At 63.1% G+C, this 18,152-nt stretch carries 21 protein-coding genes; 12 read left to right on the forward strand and 9 right to left on the reverse strand.

The features are described from left to right. Nucleotides 1-58: 58 nt before the first annotated feature. A complete protein-coding gene (locus ACX80M_RS12010) occupies nucleotides 59-817 on the reverse strand; it encodes a LamB/YcsF family protein (RefSeq protein WP_252614896.1) in 759 nt (252 codons plus the stop codon). Between the two features lie 106 nt (nucleotides 818-923). On the opposite strand from ACX80M_RS12010, the gene ACX80M_RS12015 reads away from it, so the two are divergent. Together ACX80M_RS12015 and ACX80M_RS12020 are read left to right on the forward strand one after the other, a co-directional pair. Further along, the gene (locus tag ACX80M_RS12015; RefSeq protein ID WP_459309755.1) at nucleotides 924-1,664 is read left to right on the forward strand and encodes a GntR family transcriptional regulator; all 741 of its coding nucleotides are present in this window, start codon (nucleotides 924-926) and stop codon (nucleotides 1,662-1,664) included. Nucleotides 1,665-1,681: 17 nt separating this feature from the next. After that, a complete protein-coding gene (locus tag ACX80M_RS12020; protein WP_252603372.1) occupies nucleotides 1,682-2,017 on the forward strand; it encodes a hypothetical protein in 336 nt (111 codons plus the stop codon). A gap of 38 nt (nucleotides 2,018-2,055) precedes the next feature. On the opposite strand, the gene ACX80M_RS12025 is transcribed toward ACX80M_RS12020, so the two are convergent. Further along, nucleotides 2,056-2,805 (reverse strand): LysR family transcriptional regulator substrate-binding protein, encoded by a 750-nt coding sequence (locus ACX80M_RS12025; RefSeq protein ID WP_252614894.1) that lies wholly within the window; start codon nucleotides 2,803-2,805, stop codon nucleotides 2,056-2,058. 112 nt (nucleotides 2,806-2,917) lie between these two features. Between ACX80M_RS12025 and ACX80M_RS12030 the strand changes: the two genes are divergently transcribed. From ACX80M_RS12030 to ACX80M_RS12045, 4 genes are all read left to right on the forward strand, one after another. Then, entirely contained in the window at nucleotides 2,918-3,322 is a 405-nt protein-coding gene (locus ACX80M_RS12030; protein WP_252603374.1) for a DUF5997 family protein, read from the forward strand. A 143-nt stretch (nucleotides 3,323-3,465) separates the two neighbouring features. Next, the gene (locus ACX80M_RS12035; RefSeq protein ID WP_252603377.1) at nucleotides 3,466-3,735 is read left to right on the forward strand and encodes a type II toxin-antitoxin system Phd/YefM family antitoxin; all 270 of its coding nucleotides are present in this window, start codon (nucleotides 3,466-3,468) and stop codon (nucleotides 3,733-3,735) included. Beyond that, nucleotides 3,732-4,115 carry a PIN domain-containing protein gene (locus ACX80M_RS12040; RefSeq protein ID WP_252603380.1) on the forward strand — a complete coding sequence of 128 codons (384 nt, stop codon included), beginning with the start codon at nucleotides 3,732-3,734 and terminating at the stop codon, nucleotides 4,113-4,115. The genes ACX80M_RS12035 and ACX80M_RS12040 overlap by 4 nt, the downstream gene beginning before the upstream one ends. Nucleotides 4,116-4,306: 191 nt before the next feature. Continuing rightward, nucleotides 4,307-5,044, forward strand: a complete 738-nt coding sequence (locus ACX80M_RS12045) for a protein NO VEIN domain-containing protein (protein WP_252603382.1) — start codon at nucleotides 4,307-4,309, stop codon at nucleotides 5,042-5,044. On the opposite strand, the gene ACX80M_RS12050 is transcribed toward ACX80M_RS12045, so the two are convergent. Both ACX80M_RS12050 and ACX80M_RS12055 read right to left on the reverse strand, forming a co-directional pair. Beyond that, entirely contained in the window at nucleotides 5,045-5,425 is a 381-nt protein-coding gene (locus tag ACX80M_RS12050; protein ID WP_252575075.1) for a VOC family protein, read from the reverse strand. A gap of 497 nt (nucleotides 5,426-5,922) precedes the next feature. Then, nucleotides 5,923-6,489 carry a recombinase family protein gene (locus tag ACX80M_RS12055; protein WP_459309756.1) on the reverse strand — a complete coding sequence of 189 codons (567 nt, stop codon included), beginning with the start codon at nucleotides 6,487-6,489 and terminating at the stop codon, nucleotides 5,923-5,925. A gap of 448 nt (nucleotides 6,490-6,937) precedes the next feature. On the opposite strand from ACX80M_RS12055, the gene ACX80M_RS12060 reads away from it, so the two are divergent. Both ACX80M_RS12060 and ACX80M_RS12065 read left to right on the forward strand, forming a co-directional pair. Further along, nucleotides 6,938-8,032, forward strand: a complete 1,095-nt coding sequence (locus ACX80M_RS12060) for an HNH endonuclease (RefSeq protein WP_459309757.1) — start codon at nucleotides 6,938-6,940, stop codon at nucleotides 8,030-8,032. 491 nt (nucleotides 8,033-8,523) lie between these two features. Then, nucleotides 8,524-8,925: a hypothetical protein gene (locus ACX80M_RS12065; RefSeq protein ID WP_252603942.1), complete on the forward strand. Its 402-nt coding sequence runs from the start codon at nucleotides 8,524-8,526 to the stop codon at nucleotides 8,923-8,925. 620 nt (nucleotides 8,926-9,545) lie between these two features. Here the strand turns inward: ACX80M_RS12065 and ACX80M_RS12070 are convergent. Continuing rightward, nucleotides 9,546-10,418 (reverse strand): S-4TM family putative pore-forming effector, encoded by an 873-nt coding sequence (locus tag ACX80M_RS12070; protein WP_252603940.1) that lies wholly within the window; start codon nucleotides 10,416-10,418, stop codon nucleotides 9,546-9,548. Nucleotides 10,419-10,459: 41 nt separating this feature from the next. After that, a complete protein-coding gene (locus ACX80M_RS12075) occupies nucleotides 10,460-11,347 on the reverse strand; it encodes a nucleotidyltransferase domain-containing protein (RefSeq protein ID WP_252603938.1) in 888 nt (295 codons plus the stop codon). A 255-nt stretch (nucleotides 11,348-11,602) separates the two neighbouring features. Between ACX80M_RS12075 and ACX80M_RS12080 the strand changes: the two genes are divergently transcribed. After that, nucleotides 11,603-12,304, forward strand: coding sequence for a trypsin-like peptidase domain-containing protein (locus ACX80M_RS12080; protein ID WP_459309758.1), 702 nt, complete (start codon nucleotides 11,603-11,605; stop codon nucleotides 12,302-12,304). Between the two features lie 405 nt (nucleotides 12,305-12,709). Here ACX80M_RS12080 and ACX80M_RS12085 read toward each other — a convergent pair whose 3' ends face one another. After that, complete coding sequence (locus ACX80M_RS12085; RefSeq protein WP_252602510.1) at nucleotides 12,710-13,486, reverse strand: IclR family transcriptional regulator; 777 nt, start codon at nucleotides 13,484-13,486, stop codon at nucleotides 12,710-12,712. Nucleotides 13,487-13,667: 181 nt separating this feature from the next. Between ACX80M_RS12085 and ACX80M_RS12090 the strand changes: the two genes are divergently transcribed. Then, complete coding sequence (locus ACX80M_RS12090; protein ID WP_305884761.1) at nucleotides 13,668-14,486, forward strand: maleate cis-trans isomerase family protein; 819 nt, start codon at nucleotides 13,668-13,670, stop codon at nucleotides 14,484-14,486. A 12-nt stretch (nucleotides 14,487-14,498) separates the two neighbouring features. Continuing rightward, nucleotides 14,499-15,890 (forward strand): SLC13 family permease, encoded by a 1,392-nt coding sequence (locus tag ACX80M_RS12095; protein WP_252602512.1) that lies wholly within the window; start codon nucleotides 14,499-14,501, stop codon nucleotides 15,888-15,890. 64 nt (nucleotides 15,891-15,954) lie between these two features. Here ACX80M_RS12095 and ACX80M_RS12100 read toward each other — a convergent pair whose 3' ends face one another. Beyond that, entirely contained in the window at nucleotides 15,955-16,575 is a 621-nt protein-coding gene (locus tag ACX80M_RS12100; RefSeq protein ID WP_252602514.1) for a flavin reductase family protein, read from the reverse strand. Nucleotides 16,576-16,619: 44 nt separating this feature from the next. Here ACX80M_RS12100 and ACX80M_RS12105 point away from each other — a divergent pair, with 44 nt between their 5' ends. After that, the gene (locus tag ACX80M_RS12105) at nucleotides 16,620-17,366 is read left to right on the forward strand and encodes a haloacid dehalogenase type II (protein ID WP_252602516.1); all 747 of its coding nucleotides are present in this window, start codon (nucleotides 16,620-16,622) and stop codon (nucleotides 17,364-17,366) included. A gap of 69 nt (nucleotides 17,367-17,435) precedes the next feature. Here the strand turns inward: ACX80M_RS12105 and ACX80M_RS12110 are convergent, their stop codons facing one another. After that, nucleotides 17,436-18,128 (reverse strand): haloacid dehalogenase type II, encoded by a 693-nt coding sequence (locus ACX80M_RS12110; protein WP_252602518.1) that lies wholly within the window; start codon nucleotides 18,126-18,128, stop codon nucleotides 17,436-17,438. Nucleotides 18,129-18,152: the final 24 nt, after the last annotated feature.

Consider the following 18,152-nt stretch of genomic DNA (forward strand, 5'->3'; position numbering starts at 1 on the left):
GTTTCCTCCGGGGGGATGAGGGGTAGTGCGGGGGCCTGGGTGCGGCCATGGGATGGGGCTAGAGGAACGAGCCGATGCTCACGCCGGCGTCCCCGAGAGCGGACTTCACTGCAGTGGCCATCGCTACGGCCCCCGGTGAGTCACCATGCACGCAGATGCTTTCCGCGCGGATTTTGAGGGTGGACCCGTCAATTGCGCGGACTGAGGATTCCGTGGCCATCCGTAGGACATGTTCCGCCACTTGTTCCGGATCCTCAAGGACTGCTCCGGGGAGGGAGCGCGACACCAGGGTGCCGTCCGGGTTGTAGGCCCGGTCCGCGAACGCTTCGGTCACGGCGCGCAAGCCGGCTTTTTCTGCAAGCCGCAGGACTTCCGAACCTGGGAGGCCGAGGATCGGAAGGTTGGGGTCAACCGATTTCACGGCGTCGACGACGGCCTGGGCCTGCACTGTGTGCGTGACGATGGCGTTGTACAGTCCGCCGTGCGGCTTCACATACCGGACCTGGGTTCCTTCAACGGCGGCCAGGGCCTGCAGGGCACCGATCTGGTACACCACGTCGTCGGCCAGTTCCGTGGGGCTGATGTCCATAAAACGGCGTCCGAAACCGGCGAGATCCCGGTAGCCGACGTGGGCACCGATGACAACGCCGGCAGCAGCTGCCTCGCGGCAGGTCCTGCGGATGACGCTGGGATCGCCGGCGTGGAATCCGCAGGCCACGTTCGCGCTCGAAACCGAGCCGAACATGGCCAGGTCATCGCCGAGGCTCCAGCGGCCGAAGGACTCGCCGACGTCGCTGTTCAGGTCAATCGTTGCCATTTGTGATCCCCGTCTCATTGAGTGGTCCTACTAGGATGCACTAAATTTACGGATTGTTCAACAATCCTTCGATTCAACAATGTGACGATCGTGTAAATTCTCGAGTATGGCCTCTTCAGAACCGATCGTCCCCTCTTCGTCCGTCTCTCCGCGGGGATCGGTGAATCACGCGGCGACGCGGACCGCTGCAGGCCGCCTTCGCGTCGCCGTTCCGTCCGTGGCGGAGCGGGTGGCGGATGAACTCCGCCTGCAACTGGCGGAGGGAGCACTGCTTCCCGGAACGCGGCTCACCGAATCCACCATCGCCGAGGACCTGGGCGTCTCCCGCAACACGGTGCGCGAGGCCTTCGTTGAACTTGCCAGCGAACGCCTGGTGGTCCGCCATCCCAACCGCGGCGTCTTCGTGGCAAGCCTGGAGGCAGGGGACGTCCACGACGTCTATACCGTCCGCCGCGCCATCGAGGTCAGCGCGCTGCGCGCCGGAGGCAGCCCGGAGGACGTGGCCGCCGTCCGGGCCGCCGTCGAGGAAGGCAAACGAGCTGCAGCAGCCGGTGACGACGAAGCCCTGGGCACCGCCAACCAGCACTTCCACGGCGCCATTGTGGCCATGGCCGGAAGCCCGCGGCTGAACAGCATCATGGGCCAGGTCCTGGCCGAGATGCGCCTGTTCTTCCACAAAGCCACCGTGGACGCGCAGTTCTACCAGCACTACCTGCCGGACAACGAAGCGATCTGCCTGGCCCTGGAAGCCGGGGAACTGGACCGCGCGAGCGCCCTTCTCCTGGCGTATCTGGACCGCTCCGAAGACAACCTGAGCGAGGTGCACGGCGAAGCCGGAACAGACTGAGCCGTTAGGCTGGACGAATGAAACGCCGCCTTGCAGCCCTGTCCGCCGTCCCCCTGATGCTCCTCCTCTCCGCCTGCGGATCGGTCCAGGAAGTCGCTGAAAACACCGCAAACGATGCCGCCTCCAAGGTGGCTACCGCAGCCTCGGACGAGGTCAGGAAGCAGGTCTGCACCGTTGTGGAGGACGGGCTGGTCAGCGTCCAGGACAAGGCATTGCTGGGCGGGCTGGTGTCCGCCGCGGACACTGCCGGGGTGCCCGCGGAAATTACGACGCCGCTGGGCCAGATCGCCGAAGCCGGAGACCAGGTGCCGGCTGAGTCAGTCACAGCACTGACGGAAGCCTGCTCGGCTTAGTTCCGGCTGTTCCTGTTAGAGCAACGCGGGCTCACAAGTTAGCGCTTGCCCTTTTTGCGTGAGCCCTTGCCGCGGCCCTTGTCCGGATTCGGGGCGTAGCGCTGGGCCACCTTCGGTTTCTTGACCGCGTTGCCGCGCCGGTCCGGCTTCGGCTCCTTCTTGGGCTTCTCCTGCTGGGCCGACGGCTGCCGGGAGCTCGCCGCGGTGCGGCCGCGGACAATCCCGATGAACTCCTCAATGATGTCGTCCGAGGAATCGCTGGGCCAGGCCAGCGCGATCTCCGTGACCGGGGCACCCGTCAGCCGGCGGGCCACGGTGTCCTTGACGTTGAAATGCCGGGCCACGGACATGGGCAAAATCACCAGGCCCGCACCGGACGCCACCACCTGCATGGCCGCTTCCGGGCCACCCATTTCGGCGACGTCCAGGAAAGTCTCTGCCGACAGGTCGGCCAGGGCCACTTCCTCAAACACTGAAATCTCGTGCCCCTTGGGCGCCACCACCACGGGCTGCTCCTCATACAGCGGGATCACGTTGAGGCCTTCCCGCTCCACCGGAAGCCGGACAAAGCTGAGGTCCGCGGAACCGTCACGCAATACGGAAAGCTGGGCGCCGTCGTCGGACATAAACGACTCCAGCGGGATGTCCAGCACGCGCTCTTCCCAGCGGCGGATCCACTTGCCCGGGGTTACGCCGGCCACATAGGCGAAGCGGAGCACACGGGGCGCCTCCTGCTCCGGCGATTCGTCGGGGCTGGCGTTCTGGGGGGATTCATTGTCTGCGGGCACGTCTTCACAGTACCGCCCGCGCGGCCCCGCAATGCCGGAACCGGCGCTGAGATGGCGCGGAGCTGGTGCGGGACTGGTGCCTTTCAGGCAAGCAGCCGGATACCCTTGAACCATGACCTCTGCAAACTCCCAGTCCATGAAGCCGGCCACCGTTGCCAAGAAGCTTGGCATCTACCTGCCGGCAACACCGCAGGAGTTCCAGGATTCAACCATCAGCCGCGCCGATTTCGCCGAACTCCAGTCCAACCCGCCGGAGTGGCTCGTGGAGCTGCGCCGCAACGGCCCCCACCCCCGCCCGGTGGTGGCCCAGAAGCTGAACGTCTCCATCAGCGGCCTGGCCCGCGGCGGTGTTGAGGAAGCGCTGACGACGGCGGAAATCACCGCGCTGCTGCAGGCTCCCCCGGCCTGGCTGGTCACCGAGCGCTCCACCCACGCCGCCGTCCGCACCGAAGCCCAGCGCGTCAAGGACGAAGCCGCCAAAAAGGACGCCAAGAAAGCCCGCGCCCAGGCCGAGTAGCCTTCGCTTTCTGAGTCACCTGCGCTTTCCTAGGCTTGTCCGCGGATCCGAACCTTGAAGGTTTGGATCCGCGGACAGGCCTCTGTTGTTTTCCTGGTCTGCCACCCGTAGAACAAGGGCTACATCAAGCGTAGAATGCAGCCATGGACAAGGTAGGGGTTCGGGAACTCAAGCAAAATCCGAGGGCTGTCATTGAGCGGGTCGAGCACGGAGCCACTCTTGAGATAACCCTTCAGGGCCGCGCGGTTGCAGTGATCTCACCTGTAACGCATCGCAAGAAGTGGACGTCAGCCGCTGAAGTGGCAATTGCCCTGAAGCTTGCCCAACTCGGCGCAGACGAGACCGGGTGGCTCGAGGAACATGACGAATCAAGAGATGCCGATCCCCTTGTTGATCCGTGGACTACCCAGTGATCCTCCTTGACACGAATGTCCTGATCGCACCACCGGCCGTGTGGCCGGCCGGCGCCGTACTCGGCTCGAGCATCATCTCGCTGGCGGAGCTCCAATTCGGAATCCGATCGTCAGCGTCTGAGGAGATCCGCCGGACCCGGGTGCACCGCCTTGCCGTCTGGCGGGAACTGATGGACTGGATTCTCTTTGACGAGCATGCCGCCGAGAGTTATGGCGAGCTGGCTGCGCGGGTCAAGCGCCTGAGGCCCCAACATGCCAGGAGTAAGGACATAATGATCGCCGCGCAAGCCCACTCTCTTGGCATCCCGTTGATGACCCGCAACGCCAGGGACTTCGAGTTGGTCGAAGATGTGGTGGAGATCCTGGAGGCAGGCGACTGAGTGCGGGACTGACAATCCAACCCATTCCGGGCCAGGTCCGTGCGCCGAAGCGATAGCCTGGACGCTATGCGCACCGGGAGCGAAACACCTTGACGGCCAGAGACTGGTCAGCAGCTGAAATCGCGGCAACCGTAGCCAGCTACCTTGAGATGCTGCGATTGGAAGTGCTAGGGCAGCCCTACAGTAAAACGATGTTCCGGGATCGGCTGCTGGCCCTGCTGAACAACCGGACCAGCACCGCCGTCGAGTATAAGCACCAGAACATCTCGGCCGTCATGATGAGGCTGGGCCTTCGCCCCATCAAGGGATACCAGCCAGCCAAGAACTACCAGCACGCGCTGATCGCTGAAGTTCAAGCGCAACTGGCGTCCTCGCCGTCGATCATTGAGCAAGTCTTGGCCGAGGCGCTGCACACGCCTGACGCCGCAGCAATTGGCGCACTCGACTTCGAGTGGTCCCCGATCCCCGAAATCGTCCTCCCGGACGCCCGGGCCGGCGCCCGGTCAGCGCGTCACTACGACTACGCCACGGTAGAGTCCAGCAACCGCAAGCTCGGCGAAGGCGGCGAGGAAGCCGTCGTCGACCTTGAACGACGGCGGCTGCACAGTGCCGGAAAGCGCAAGCTTGCGGAGTCGGTTGAGCAGGTGTCCAAGACCCGCGGGGATGGCCTCGGGTACGACATCCTGTCCTTCGAAGAGAGCGGAAAAGAACGGCTCCTCGAGGTCAAAACCACAAAGTCGCGCGCCGAGACGCCGTTCTTCGTGTCCCGCAACGAATTACAGCTTTCCCAAGAGCAAGCTGAGGTCTTCCACCTCATCAGAGTCTTCAACTTCGGCCCCGCACCCCGCTGGTACCACCTGCCAGGCAGCATCGAAACCACGTGTGAACTTCAGGAAAGCACATTCCTCGCCGTGCCGAAGGCCGGCTAATCAGTCCTGGTGCAGCTGCACGAAGTTGCCGCAGCCGTCGTCGAAGACCGCACTGATCCCAGACGGATCCTCTGACGGTTCGCCCTGGAATTTCACACCGGCAGCCACCAGCCGGTCGTACTCAGCCTGTACATCCGGAACCCCGAAGGTGATGGCCGCGATACCGGCGTCGTGCAGTGCGTTCATGTAATTGGCGCCGATCGGGTTGTCGCTAGGCTCCAGCAGCAGCCCCACCGACCCGGCGTCGGAGCCCGGATCCTTGATGATGAAGAGGTTGTACTCAGGCATCGCCATGAGTGTCTCGAACCCGAGGGTCCCGGTGTAGAACGTATGGGCGGTGACCGGATCCTGGACATGGATGCTGCACATTTTCAGTCTCATGGTCCCAAGCTACCCGGCCCGCAGGAGGCGTGCGAACCTTCAGCGGAGAAGAGCCGTCCTACGTGTCCATCAGAGCTGCCAGCCCGGAGATTAGCGGTCTCCAGGGCCCAGACTGAAGGCACATCCGCCAGGCAGCTGGCCTCCGCAACCGCATCGCTGCGCAGGCCGCGGTGAAATGTGGCGTGGACTCGGCCATGGATCCGGATTCGAAAATGTCTTTCGGTGCCATCGTAGGCGGAGCCGAAGTCCGGTGAGCGGCCGCGAGGTGCCCCTAGCAAGGTAACGCCAATAGAGTCCGCCAGCTGCGTTTGCCAAGTACGGCGAGGCAGATCCCGACAGTCCGTAGATTGCCAGGGCTATTGAGATTCTTGCCAACAAAACTGAAACCGGACACGAGAGCTGCGCATTCCGACCCTCTTCGAAACTGGCCGATATGGGACCTTCCATCAAGCAAATTGCGTTCCCTAGCAGTAACAGCCGCGCCGGCGGCAAGAGGTTCAGTCCAGCTTGGCGTGGCGCAGGTACTGGTAGACGGTCTCCCGGCTGATCCCGTAGTCACGGGCAAGGAGGGCTTTAGGTACACCGCTGCTGGCGCGCTGGACCAGTTCGGCGGCCCGTTCCGGTGTGAGTGTCTTTTTTCGTCCTTTATAGGCGCCGCGCTGCTTGGCCAGAGCGATGCCTTCCCTTTGGCGTTCCCTGATGAGGGAGCGTTCGAATTCGGCGAAGGCGCCCATGACGGAGAGCATGAGGTTGGCCATGGGCGAGTCCTCGCCGGTGAAGACGAGGCCTTCTTTGGCGAACTCCACCCGCACGCCAATGCGGGTTAGGACGTGAACCAGGGCGCGAAGGTCATCGAGGTTGCGTGCGAGCCGGTCCATGCTGTGCACAACCAGGGTGTCCCCGTCACGGGCGAACCGCAGCAGCTCTGTGAGCTGTGGTCTGGCGGTGTCCCTGCCGGAGGCCTTGTCCATGAAGACCCGGTCCAGAACCTGGCCTTCGAGCTGGCGCTTCTCGTTCTGATCCAGAGTGCTCACTCGCACGTATCCGATCCGCTGGCCAGCCACGATTTCCTCCAACCTTCGTTCTGTCAGGATGACTTCTAGGCCCGCTCCAGCTGAAAGTCAAGACCTCCCCAGTCTGTTCTGTCAGGTTGAGTTCTAGGCCCGCCCCAGAAGAACGTCAAGACATACGCGTCCTGTTCGTCAGGTTGGGGTGTGCGCAGTCGGACGATCTCGCGCCTCAGAGGGCACGATTAGTTCGAGATCCAATATGCACGCTTACCAGTAACGAGAAGACAGGCCCTCCCACAGCGCCGCGATCTACTGCCGGTCGCTCTGTGGAGGTGATTGGGCGATGCTTTCCGCTGCTCCAGCTTCTTTGCCGTCCCATGTTTCCTCGTGGCTCTCGGTTCATGTATGGACATTGGCACCACCAGCTTCAGGCAGCCTAGAGGGAACACCAGTCCAGCACGCAGGTGGTAGTTTCTTTTCAATCCAGGGGGGAGGGTAGGCCATGGCGCACACGTACATCTACAAGGCATGTGAGCACTGCAAGGAGCAGTTCACCATGAAGGGGCGCCAGACCGTGGCGCGGCAGAAGCAGGCACGGTTCTGCTCGGTTGCCTGCCGGTCCGCATCCGGCCGCCGGGACGTCACCTGCAAACACTGCGGCCTGGTTTTCAGCAGGAAAGCCAGCGAAGCAGCGGACCGCCACTTCTGCAGCCGCAAGTGCATGTTCGCAGAGTGGGGCTGCGCGGTCTGCTCGAAAATCCGGCCGGAAGAACGCAGAATGGCGGGGGACACTCATTGCTCGAACCGGTGTGCGCTGACCTCCCAACTGGAGGAGCTCGCCCGCGAGACCGGTGAGCTTTTCGCGGTCTGCCGCAGGTGCAAACACATCCTGCCGGCCGAGCGGTTTACCAAGGAACGCAAGCACCGCAACGGGCTCTCCAACGACTGCAAGGACTGCAGCCGGGCCTACTACGAGGAAAACAAGGGCGCCTATCAGCGGCGCCGCTACCAGTACCAGGCGGCGCCCGGCGGGATCATGGTCAACTTCACGTCGGCCCAGAAAGCGGTACGGTTCGCACTCTGGGGCGGACACTGCTGGATGTGCGGGATTGCCGACGCGACCGAAGAGGATCACGTCAAACCCATCTCCAAGGGCGGGTCCCACTGCCTGTCCAACCTTCGCCCCATCTGCAAGAGGTGCAACACGACGAAACGAGGCGCCTGGCCGTTGCCGGCCGAGTCGCTTCGGGCCAACTTCCGGCATCCCTCACCACGTGAAGGCAGCGCCCGCGACGAGGGTACCGAGCGCCAGCCACGGGTCCATTGGACCTGTCCGCAGTGCGGAAAAACGGATTTGATCAGAGCCCACCTGGCTCGGACGCGCAAGTACTGCTCGCAGGAGTGCGTGTTCAAATCGCGCACTAGCACAACGATCGACAAGGTTTGCCTGAACCCGCTCTGCGCGAAGACCTTCACGCTGCCTGGATGGAAAGGGGCGAAGGGTCGGAAGTTCTGCTCCATCGAGTGCGCCTGGGTGGCACGTGACCGGCCGGCGCACTGGCGGGATGTCTCCGAAGGACAGCTCACCCTCTTCTGAGGGAAGGGCAAGGAAGCCAGTTGAAAACACGTAACGAAACCCCGTATCGCGCTTCCACTGATAGGTCTCAGGGCGCCCGGACGTAATATGCCCGTATGAAATCTTCACGGCCCGGGATGCCGGTTTGGGTAACCGTGGTCCTTGTGATTCTGGCAGTGGCCGTCGCAGCTGGTGCGATCGCGGCAGGGGTAATCGAATCAGGGAAGAAGCCCCTAGCGAAGGCGCCGACCGCGGCGGCCGAGCGGCAAAGCGAAACTATCCAGCCGACTTGGCGGGAAGAGCCCGAAGAGACCGAGACCGCGGCCGCAGATCCCTCAACTCAGCCTGCTCTGCCGGCGCCCGAACCTGCACCCGTGCTTGCGCCCGAACAGCCAATCATTCCGGCACCATTGGCTGACGCGCCTCCCCCAGTCCATGTACCTGGTCCGCAGCAACGCAGGGAATGCCCGTCCGGTGCGGTATCTGCCCGACTTACGTCTGTGGAATTTGATGTGGAAAACCCCACTATGTACGACATTGATGTAAGAGCGCGCGGCGTTCTGACCAACGGCACGTCCTCTCCAATCGCCGTGGGGGAAGATGACATCCCTAACTTCCAAGGGCTGGATGACAGAGGGCAGTCCATTGTCATCGAGCTCTACGGGACGTATGACTGGGCGCCGCCGCCCGGACAGCCGTGCATGGGCGAGTTCGTCCTTGAACCGGGCGCCTCGGTGGCGTACACCGCCATTAGTCAGAGCTGGAAGCACACCGTCCAAAACGTGAAGTACTGGTATTCAGCGGCCATACCCGGTTCCCTGCTGCTGTATTTCCCAGGTCCGCTGGTCGCTTGCGAGGTGAAGGGGCAGGTCCCCGCAGAAGGGTCTGCGATCCCCAACTCCTTCACGGGCTAGGGCGGACCGCGGGGATAACCGCTATGTTCGGGGCCCCTTTAGGCGTCATAACCATGCACTTCCGCTGCCGCCAAGTACTGTGGAGCGAATGTTTGGGCAGTACCTCGCACAGGACCTTCGGTGCGCGGAAGCACACTGCGGTGGCAGCACTGATGTTTTCGCTGGCCCTGGCGACGTCCGGTTAGCCGCGGGAGAGCCCGCCCGTGTAGGCTGAGAAGAGGCCGTTAGTTGAAGCTTCAATCCATTAGCTTTACATAATCTCCATTATCGGCGTAAGAAAACGAACGGGGGAGTGCCCGCCAAAGGGTCTGTGCCTGCCATTAGCAAGTGGCGTCCTAGGCCGTCCGGTTACAGGAACTCTCTCAGGAACAAGGGCTCCCCGTCTTTGAGAGTAGCTTGACGAAATCCAATATCGGCGTAAATCAGCGATAGGTTCCGGCCACGCGCGGGTCCAAGGCGCGAAAATCTCGCACAGCGGCCGGACCCTACAAGCAAGCTCAGAAAGGCCTGACCCGTTAGCGGCACCTGTTGCGGCGCTGAGGTATGGGAGGCACTCTGACTAAGTCAGAATCATCGTGGCGGACCTTGTTCCTGGGCCGAGTACCTGGTTGATCAAGCCTTTAAGTCGTACGACCGTGCTGGATCGCGTCTTCGATGAGGTGCTGAGCACTTTCGTGCATCACGGTCTCGTTGCGGCTGCGCCTCAAGTTGTCGAGCCAGTCCGGGACGTGCGCATTGGTCTGACGGATCTGGAGAATACGGTCTTGAACGCTGCGGCAATCCTCAGCGGTTATAGCGCCGTGATCTTCCAGACCGCGTTGCCAGAGTCTGAGGACCTTTGACTCAGCTTTTGCTTTCATGTCGGCGCTGTCGTGATTGGCACGAATCGCCTCGATGAGTTCGCGGGCGGGGCTGAGGAGCGGCACCAGCACGGCGACCAGGGCGTCGACCATAGACAGGCCTGCCACCGCGGCGACAGCGAACCCGGAGAAGATGAGCGCGAGGAGACCGGCCGTGAGGCATGCCGCGTAGTACCGGTGTACTGACGAGCCCCATCCGAGGTTGCTCCGCTGACAAATCAGGACGTCCAGCGGACGGGCGACGGGCCGCGGATCAGGGTACCAGTCCTTGGTTCGGTTGCCTTTGTAACGGGCTGCGGCCTCAGCAATGAGCGTGGGCGAGGGCCTGTCGATGGCAAACTCGTTTGTGGGAATGTCAAAGACGTTAGTGTCGAACTCCTCTTGAACACTAACGGCTTCGCGGCGTCGGCGCTTTTCCCGGCTGCTGCCCAGGACAGACCACAGGAAGGTGAGCGCGCCTCCGGTAGCGCCAACCGCCTGTCGCGCCTCCGGGACGGCGAGGGCAACGGCGATGGTGACAACGGCGAGGAGGACCACGATGATCACCCGGCCGTCGTGGATCCTCTTCGCATCGGTGTACAGCCGTGATTGAGCGGCGAGGAGGCGCTGGGAATGGTCGGTGTTTTGGGCCACAGCGATCGGAGTCCGAGCGGCCGCCGTCGTACCATCGCCTCTCACGCGGAGTAGGGGTCGCAGTAGGGGAAACTGGTTCCCCAGATGGCCCGCAGTGCCTGGTTCATCTCCCATCGTCTCGACTCCCCGGCTGCCCAGGCGGTGTATGCCGCGTCCAGATTCTTGTGGAGGTCTCGGAGTCGAGCCATCGACGTCAAGCGACTGCTCTCCGCTGAGCATGGGCTGATGCGGGAAACAAGGCCAGTCGGGTCGTTCATCGCGGCCAGGTTTGTCGTTATGAGTCTGTTGACGATCGCCTTCAGCGAGGACAGCGACCAGATGAAGTCGTTGTTCTTCCCATGCTCAGCGCAGCGCATTTCCAGATAGAACGATGAAATGGGAACCCCGTGCTCGTACTTCCACGCCTTGAGCAGGCGCGCGAGTTCCCGGACGTTCCCATTGCGCTGCCGATCAACATCGGCAACGAACTTGTTGTGTGCCTTCGGTGCAGCTTCACGCCACCCTCCGCCGGCAGCTGGGATGGAAACCACCCGGTCATCATCCGAAGTTCCACGAATAAGGTAGGCGGGCGTGATTTCGTAACGGGTGACTAGACCCGGAAATTGGACGGTCACTGTGGGGCGGGAAACGCTCACGCTGATTGCCTCGTACAACTCGTCCTTCAGCAGTTGCCGCACGTTATTGAGGACGGTGGTCGACGAGACGGGCCGGTCTTCGAAGTGAATTCTTGCGACGTAGTCGACGTCGCTATGCGGGGTGATCGCGGTTCCGTGCTGGAACGAGCCGCTCTGGTAGAACGACATGAGCCGGTACTTGGCATTAAAGATGTCGTGCAGGCGCTGACGGTACCGGCGCACTTCAGCCTTCTCCCATTCCTTTGGAGCGCGGTCAGCCAAGTACTGGTTGATGCCTTCCCACAGTTGGCCCATAGTTGTCTCCTCGGTTTGTCGTCACGCAAATCCTATGGGTTGGGGCTGACAGTGCATGTCCCCTTGGTGAGGATGTCGGAGGTTGCTGGCTGAACAATCAGTCAGCAGAACTGTCGCCTAAGGGCAACCAGCTTTAGCATTATCTCTTATCGGCGTTCAGCTAGGCCTCGCATCAGACGCCAAAATCCCGCATCCGGTAAGAGAAAACGGCATCAAATAGTGCAGCATCTTTGATGCGGCCGGTACGGTCGTGTTGTGAACTTCAACAGTATGGTGGCTCCCCTAGCGGCACCCACGCAACAGGGTCCCGAGAGCAACGTCGGAAGCGGTTTCCTCGTCCAGTCGGATGGTCGAATTTATCTGGTCACAGTGGCGCATCTCGCCACAGGTGAGACGTCGCAAACGGACGATTGGTCGCTCTGGGCCGACGAGATTACCCTTCACAACGAAAAGCAGGCGGCTTTGGCGAGAGTTCCACTTTTCGACGTGAACGATGAGGGCGTGAAGATCCCCAGGTTCAAGTACGGACGTTCTACTGACACGCCTGGAGTTCTGGCTGACGTAATTCTGCTGCCACTTTCCCCTGAGGAACCGATGTCGAGTATGTCGGACATTTTCCACTTACCGGGCGCCATTGCTCCCTACAGGCAGGGCGATACTGTCACCATGCTGGGCCGCCGCCCATGGCCTGCACTCAGTACTGAAACGCATACCTTGAGTGAGGTGTTCTTTGAACTACTGCTCTGTAAACCTGAGGGGCTAAAGGGCGACTCGGGTGGCCCAGTTGTAAGTTCATCTGGCCTGTTGGTGGGAATGAACTATGGTGCTGACAATCCGAACTACCCGGGGCATGGTGTGCTCGTCCCGGTCGGACTCATTCAAGCGCTAACGAAGGCTGACGACGGCTTCGTTGAGGGCTGGTCATACAGTGCTTCGGTTGAGCAATCTCGTCCATAGCCCTTGAGAGTGATCTCCTGTAGAAGGGCGGCTCACCTGTTGGGCCGCCCCTTCTGCGGATAGTGTCCTACGTTCCCAGAGCGGCACGCAGCTACATAGGTCTTGGGTTATGAGGAGCTCTACGGGCTGAATACGAGTTGGTGCCTGCTGAACTCATACTCAGTCGAATCTCCAGAAGATTTTGCGCGCACTGCGACGCAAGGGCATCCTGCCAAGCAGGAACGGCCTGGCGATGACAAGACCGGCCGCGTTGGACTACATCATCGCAAGCGCACCCGCACTGGCCGGAGCTTCCGTGGCCAGCCGTGTTCCTTGATGTCAGGTTGACGAAAGGTGGGTTATCGGCGTTTCAAAGCGCGGGAGTTGCAGTGGATGCGAGAACTCCCGTTCCGTGTCCGTGTCCATCTAAGTTGACGCACTGCAGTCATACCCCAGAGCACGGCTGGCTTCCAGGCCAGCGCGGGCAACCACGGGTCCCAGCCGTTCGACGTCGGCGGGCCCAATCCGCTGGTTAGGAAACCCCAGGCCGATAGCGCAAGTGAGCCGCCCGGCGTGGTCGAATACGGGTGCACTGATGGAACCGACGTCCTCGTTCCGTTCCCCAAAAGCCGCATAAAACCCCTGTTCCCGGGCCATAGCCGCCTGTTTCTGGAGCTTTTCCAAGGACGCCGGCGTGCCGGGGGTAAAACTGTCGAGTCCGTGCTCGTCCAGGGCATCCCACGCCTCGGGGTCGAATGCAAGAAAAATTTTGCCCGGGGCTCCGGCATGCAGCGGCATCACCATGCCCACCATGAACGGCCGCATCACCACGTGGCGCGTCTCGGCAACGGCAACGATGGTCCGGAAGGCCCCATCCCGGACGTATAGGCATGCGGTCTCACCTGTGTCGTCGCGCAATTGCTGCAAGACCGGTTTCACCAAGCGGACCACGTCCAGCCCGAACGTCCCGGGAGTAGCCCAGCGCACCAGCCCGATGCCGATCCGGTACCGGTCGCCCTCGCGGTCCAGGAAGCCTTCCCGCAGCATGTTCTGCACCAGCCGCTGGCAGGTGCTGGAAGGCAGGCCCGTCTTCCGGATGATCTGCTGAAGCGTCGGCTCCGGAGCGTCGACCGAAAAACAGTCCAGGATCTCCGCCACCTTATGCAGGACCAGCAGGGGTGAGGCCCCAGCGCCCGGTTCCATCGCCACTTTTTGTACATCCCTTCAGCTACTGTTCCGTGAGAGCCTCCAGCTTAGTGAGCCGGAAGCGGACCTTCGGAACGTGATCTATTTGACATCCTAGCCGGGTGACCCACATCATGGGACAAGAACCCACGGTGTGGGTCATATCCCTCAAGCCCCAGCACAAAGACGTGGAGAAACCATGAGCACCCCCGAAGTCACTTGCGAAACCGCGCCCGAGCCCAAGCGCCCGGGCTCCTCCCGGGTGGGACTGATCGTCCCCAGCTCCAACACCACCATGGAGACTGAACTGCCGGAGCTGTTCCGCCGCCAGGCCGAGGCAACCGGCCACAAATACACGTTCCACTCCGCCCGGGCGGGCATGAAGAAGGTCACCCACGAAGAGCTGCTGGCCATGGTGGGCAAGGCAGCGGACTGCGCTGAGGCAGTCTCCGACGCCGACGTGGACGTCATCGCCTACGCGTGCCTGGTTGCCGTCATGGCCCAGGGCCCCGAGGCCCATGTGGGTTCGGAGAAAGTTATCGCGGAGGCCGCCGCCGGCAACGGCCACCCTGCCCCGGTCACCAGCAGCGCGGGCGCCCTGGTCCGGACCCTGCAGGAAATCGGGGCACGCAAGGTGGCCATGATCACCCCCTACATGAAGCCGCTCACCCAGATGGTTGTGGACTACATCGAAGGCTCGGGCATCACGGTGCTGGACGCGATCAGCCTCGAGGTGGCCGACAACCTTGACGTCGGCTGCCTGGACCCGCAGAACCTGCCCGCGCTTGCCCGCAGCCTGCAGCGCGAAGGCGCGGACGCCGTCGTACTTTCCGCCTGCGTCCAGATGCCCTCTCTGGCTGCCGTCCAGGCAGTTGAGGACGAGCTCGGGCTGCCGGTCATCACTGCGGCCATCGCCACCACGTACGAGATCCTCAAGGCGCTCGGTCACCAGCCCGCCATCACCGGTGCCGGCAGCCTGCTGTCCGGCGCCGGTGTCCTCACCCCCGCGGACTCCTAGGCGGCCGGCACCATGTCCCTGTCACTTATCGCGTTCCTGGTCCTGGTGGCGGCCTTCGCCATCGGTTCCTTCACCAAAATCAACGCCGGTCTGCTGGCCACCGTCGCTGCTTTCGGCGTCGGAACCCTCCTGGCCGGCATGTCCATCAAGGACGTCATCGGCCAGTTCCCCGCCGGATTGTTCTTCATCCTGGTGGGTGCCACCCTGCTCTTCGCAATTGTCCGGATCAACGGAACCATCGATCTGCTGGCGTACTGGGCTGAACGGCTTGCCGGCGACCGGAAGATCCTGGTCCCCATCCTGATGTTCCTGCTGACGGCCGCCTTGGCTTCGGCCGGCGCGTTCACCCCCGCGGCCATCGCCATCGTGGCCCCGGTGGGCCTGGCGCTGGGCATGCGGTTCGGCATCAGCACCCTGGCCATGGGCCTCGTCATAGTCCAGGGCGCCAACGCCGGCGCTTTCTCCCCGGTCAACCCTTTCGGCGTGCTGGCCAACAAGATGCTGGACGGCGCCGGCGCCTCGGACGGTTCCTTCAAGCTTTACGCTTACTGCTTCGTCTTCAATGCCATCCTGGCCGCGATCGCTTACGTCCTGGTCCAGGCCATTATGAAGCGCCGCGCCGCCAAGGTGGGGGCCCGTCACCAGACCGGTGACGCTGGAGATGCAAGGCACGACGGCGGTGCTGCCGCTCCCGCCGGAAGCAGCGCGACAGGCCCGTCCGGGACAGCAACGGCTGTCCTTACCGCCCCGGCGCACACTTCCGTGGCTGCCGGAACCACCATCAGGACCGGTCCCGAGAAGGTGGCCGCAACGCCCATGCGGATCCTCACCCTGGTGGGCATCGGCGCCCTGCTGGTGCTCACCACCGTCCTGGGCCTGGACGTCGGCGTCGCTTCGCTGGTCATTGCCACCGTGCTGATCGTCCTGGACTCGAGCGTGCAGAAGCCGGCAGTGGAAAGCATGCCGTGGTCCGCGATCATCCTGGTGACTGGCATCGTCACCTACGTGGGCATGCTGGAAAAGATGGGTGCGTTGAAGGAACTCCAGGAAGGCATCGCCGGCCTGGGCAACAGCTCCCTTGCCGCTCTGCTCACCAGCTATGTGGTTGCCATCGTCTCGGCCTTCGCCTCCACCACCGGCACCCTCGGCGTGATCAGCCCGGTGGTGGCACCCATTGCCATGGATCCGCTGCTCACCCCCATTGGGGTTGTGACGGCCATTGCCATCAGTTCCTCGGTGGTTGACGTGAGCCCGATGTCCACCAGCGGTGCCCTGCTGATGGCGAGTGCGCAGCCCAAGGACGAGCGGATGTTCTTCCGGGCGCTGCTGGTGTGGGCCATTGCGATGATCGCCGTGGTGCCGCTCCTGGTGTGGTTCGTGTTCGTGCAGCTCGGCCTCGGCTAAACACTGCGAAGCTGAAGGGAAGGGGTGTCCTGGCCGGGCACCCCTTTCCCGCTTCCCTAACTTTTTACGCCTTCGGGCGGAAGTGCCCGGGCCAGTCCTTGAGCCGGATCCGGTTGAGGTCATGGATCGTGCCCAGGGTGCCCCACTCGTCCAGGCCCAGCCGGGACAGCGGCTCCAACAGGTCGATCCGCGGGTGGCCGTCTTCCAGCACCGCGTCGCTCACGGCAGCGTGCGTCACTTCGCCGAAGACCAGGATGGAGTCTCCCATCGGCAGGAGCGTATGGAGGCGGCATTCGAGCACCGCCGGTGATTCCTTGACCCGCGGCGCGCCCACGGTGAGGCTCGGCTCCCGGGTGAGGCCGGCGGCGTCGAACTCGCTGACATCCGGCGGGAAATTTGTGCCGGTGGCGTTGACCTCCTCCAGCAGCGCGGCCGGGGCAAGGTTCACCACGAACTCTCCGGACTCGGTGATGTTGCGGAGCGAATCCTTCTCCCCCACGGAGGTGAACTGCACGATGGGCGGATTTGTGGACGCAACGGTGAAGAACGAGTGCGGGGCAAGATTGTCAACGCCCTCCGGCGATACGCTCGACACCCATGCGATGGGCCGGGGCACCACCACCGCGGTGAGCAGCCGGTAGAAATCGCGGGCGGACGTGTCAGTGGGGCTGAAATCAGTTCGCATGCTGCCAGACTACGGGCAGGTAAGCAAAGGAAAGGACACAGGACATGACGTTCCAGCCATACCATTCACCATCAACGGGGTGCGGGGTACGCGCCGTCCTCTTCGACACCTTCGGCACGGTGGTGGACTGGCGCACCGGCGTCGCCGGGCAGGCCGCCGCCTTCGCCGCGGCGCGCGGGCAGGAGCTCGACGCCGAGGCGTTCGCTGATGACTGGCGCGCCCTATACCAGCCAGCCATGGAGGCCATCCGCTCCGGATCCCGTGAATTCGCCACGCTGGACTCACTCCACCGTGAAAACCTGGACGAGGTGCTCCGCAGCCACGGCTTCGATCCGGACCTGCTGGACGCACGGGCCTTGGAGGAGTTGAACAAATCCTGGCACCGCCTGCCCCCATGGCCCGACAGCGTGGAGGGCCTGGCCGCCGTCCGCCGCGGCTACATCGTGGGCCCCTTGTCCAATGGCAACACCTCGCTGCTTGTGGACATGGCCAGAAACGCAGGGCTTCCGTGGGACGTGATCATCGGCTCGGACATGACGCGCACGTACAAGCCGCTGCCGGCGGCCTACCTTCGAACTGCGGAGTTCCTGGACCTCAGGCCCGGTGAGGTGATGCTCGCGGCCGCACACAACAACGACCTGCGTGCTGCCCGGGAGGCCGGGCTGGCAACGGCGTTCATCGCGCGCCCCACCGAATACGGCCCGAGCCAGGATGCGGACCTGACGCCGGAGAGCGATTGGGACCTCACGGCGTCGAGCATCACCGGGCTGGCTCACCAGCTCGGTGCCTGAGCTGACTCCTCCGCCCGTCCGGCCGCGGGTGGAGTGGAGCCCTGCCGTCGGTGGGTTAACCTCCACCGCTTAAGGAACGCTACGCCCGCACTGCCCCAGCGCTTCCGGGAGTTCGGTCAAGGTCGCGACGGTGTAGTCGGGGGCGGCGAAATAGTCCGGGTAGTTGGCCCCGTTCCGGTTGATCCACGCTGTTCCCAGCCCGGCCCGGGCTGCCCCGTGGACGTCCCAGGGGTGCACGGCAACGAGCATCATTTCGCCAGGTTCCACGCCGCAGGCCCCGGAGGCGTAGTGGTAAGCGGTCGCTGCCGGCTTCCACGCTGGGGCATCCTCCACGGAAAGAAGTAGCTCGAACTGGTCCAGGATTCCGGCGGGCGTGAACAGTTTTTCTGCGACCTGGGCGGAGCCGTTGGTCAGCGTGACCAGCCGGTATCCGGCTGCCCGCAAGGCCCGGACGCCATGCGGGACGTCGGGATGCAGGCTGAGTCCTGTCATTCCCGCCATGACATGCGCCACCGCCTGGTCCAGGTCCATCCCTATGTCCGAAGTGGGTAGCAGCCCGCGCAGGGCCTCTGCGCCGATCTCGGCGAAGGCGCCGTTGCCGCCGGCAGCGGTGAGCGCGAAGCCGTCCCGCAGCAGCGTGGCAAACCAAAGTTTCGCCAATTGGGCCGGAGCGCCGACTTCGGCGAACCGCACCCCCATAGGCGACATGTCCGAAAGTGTTTCGTTGACATCGAAAACAATGACTGACGGTGCGCTGTTCATGGGTTCCCTTCGTCTTCACGGTCA

The sequence above is a fragment of the Pseudarthrobacter sp. MDT1-22 genome, from assembly GCF_054511035.1.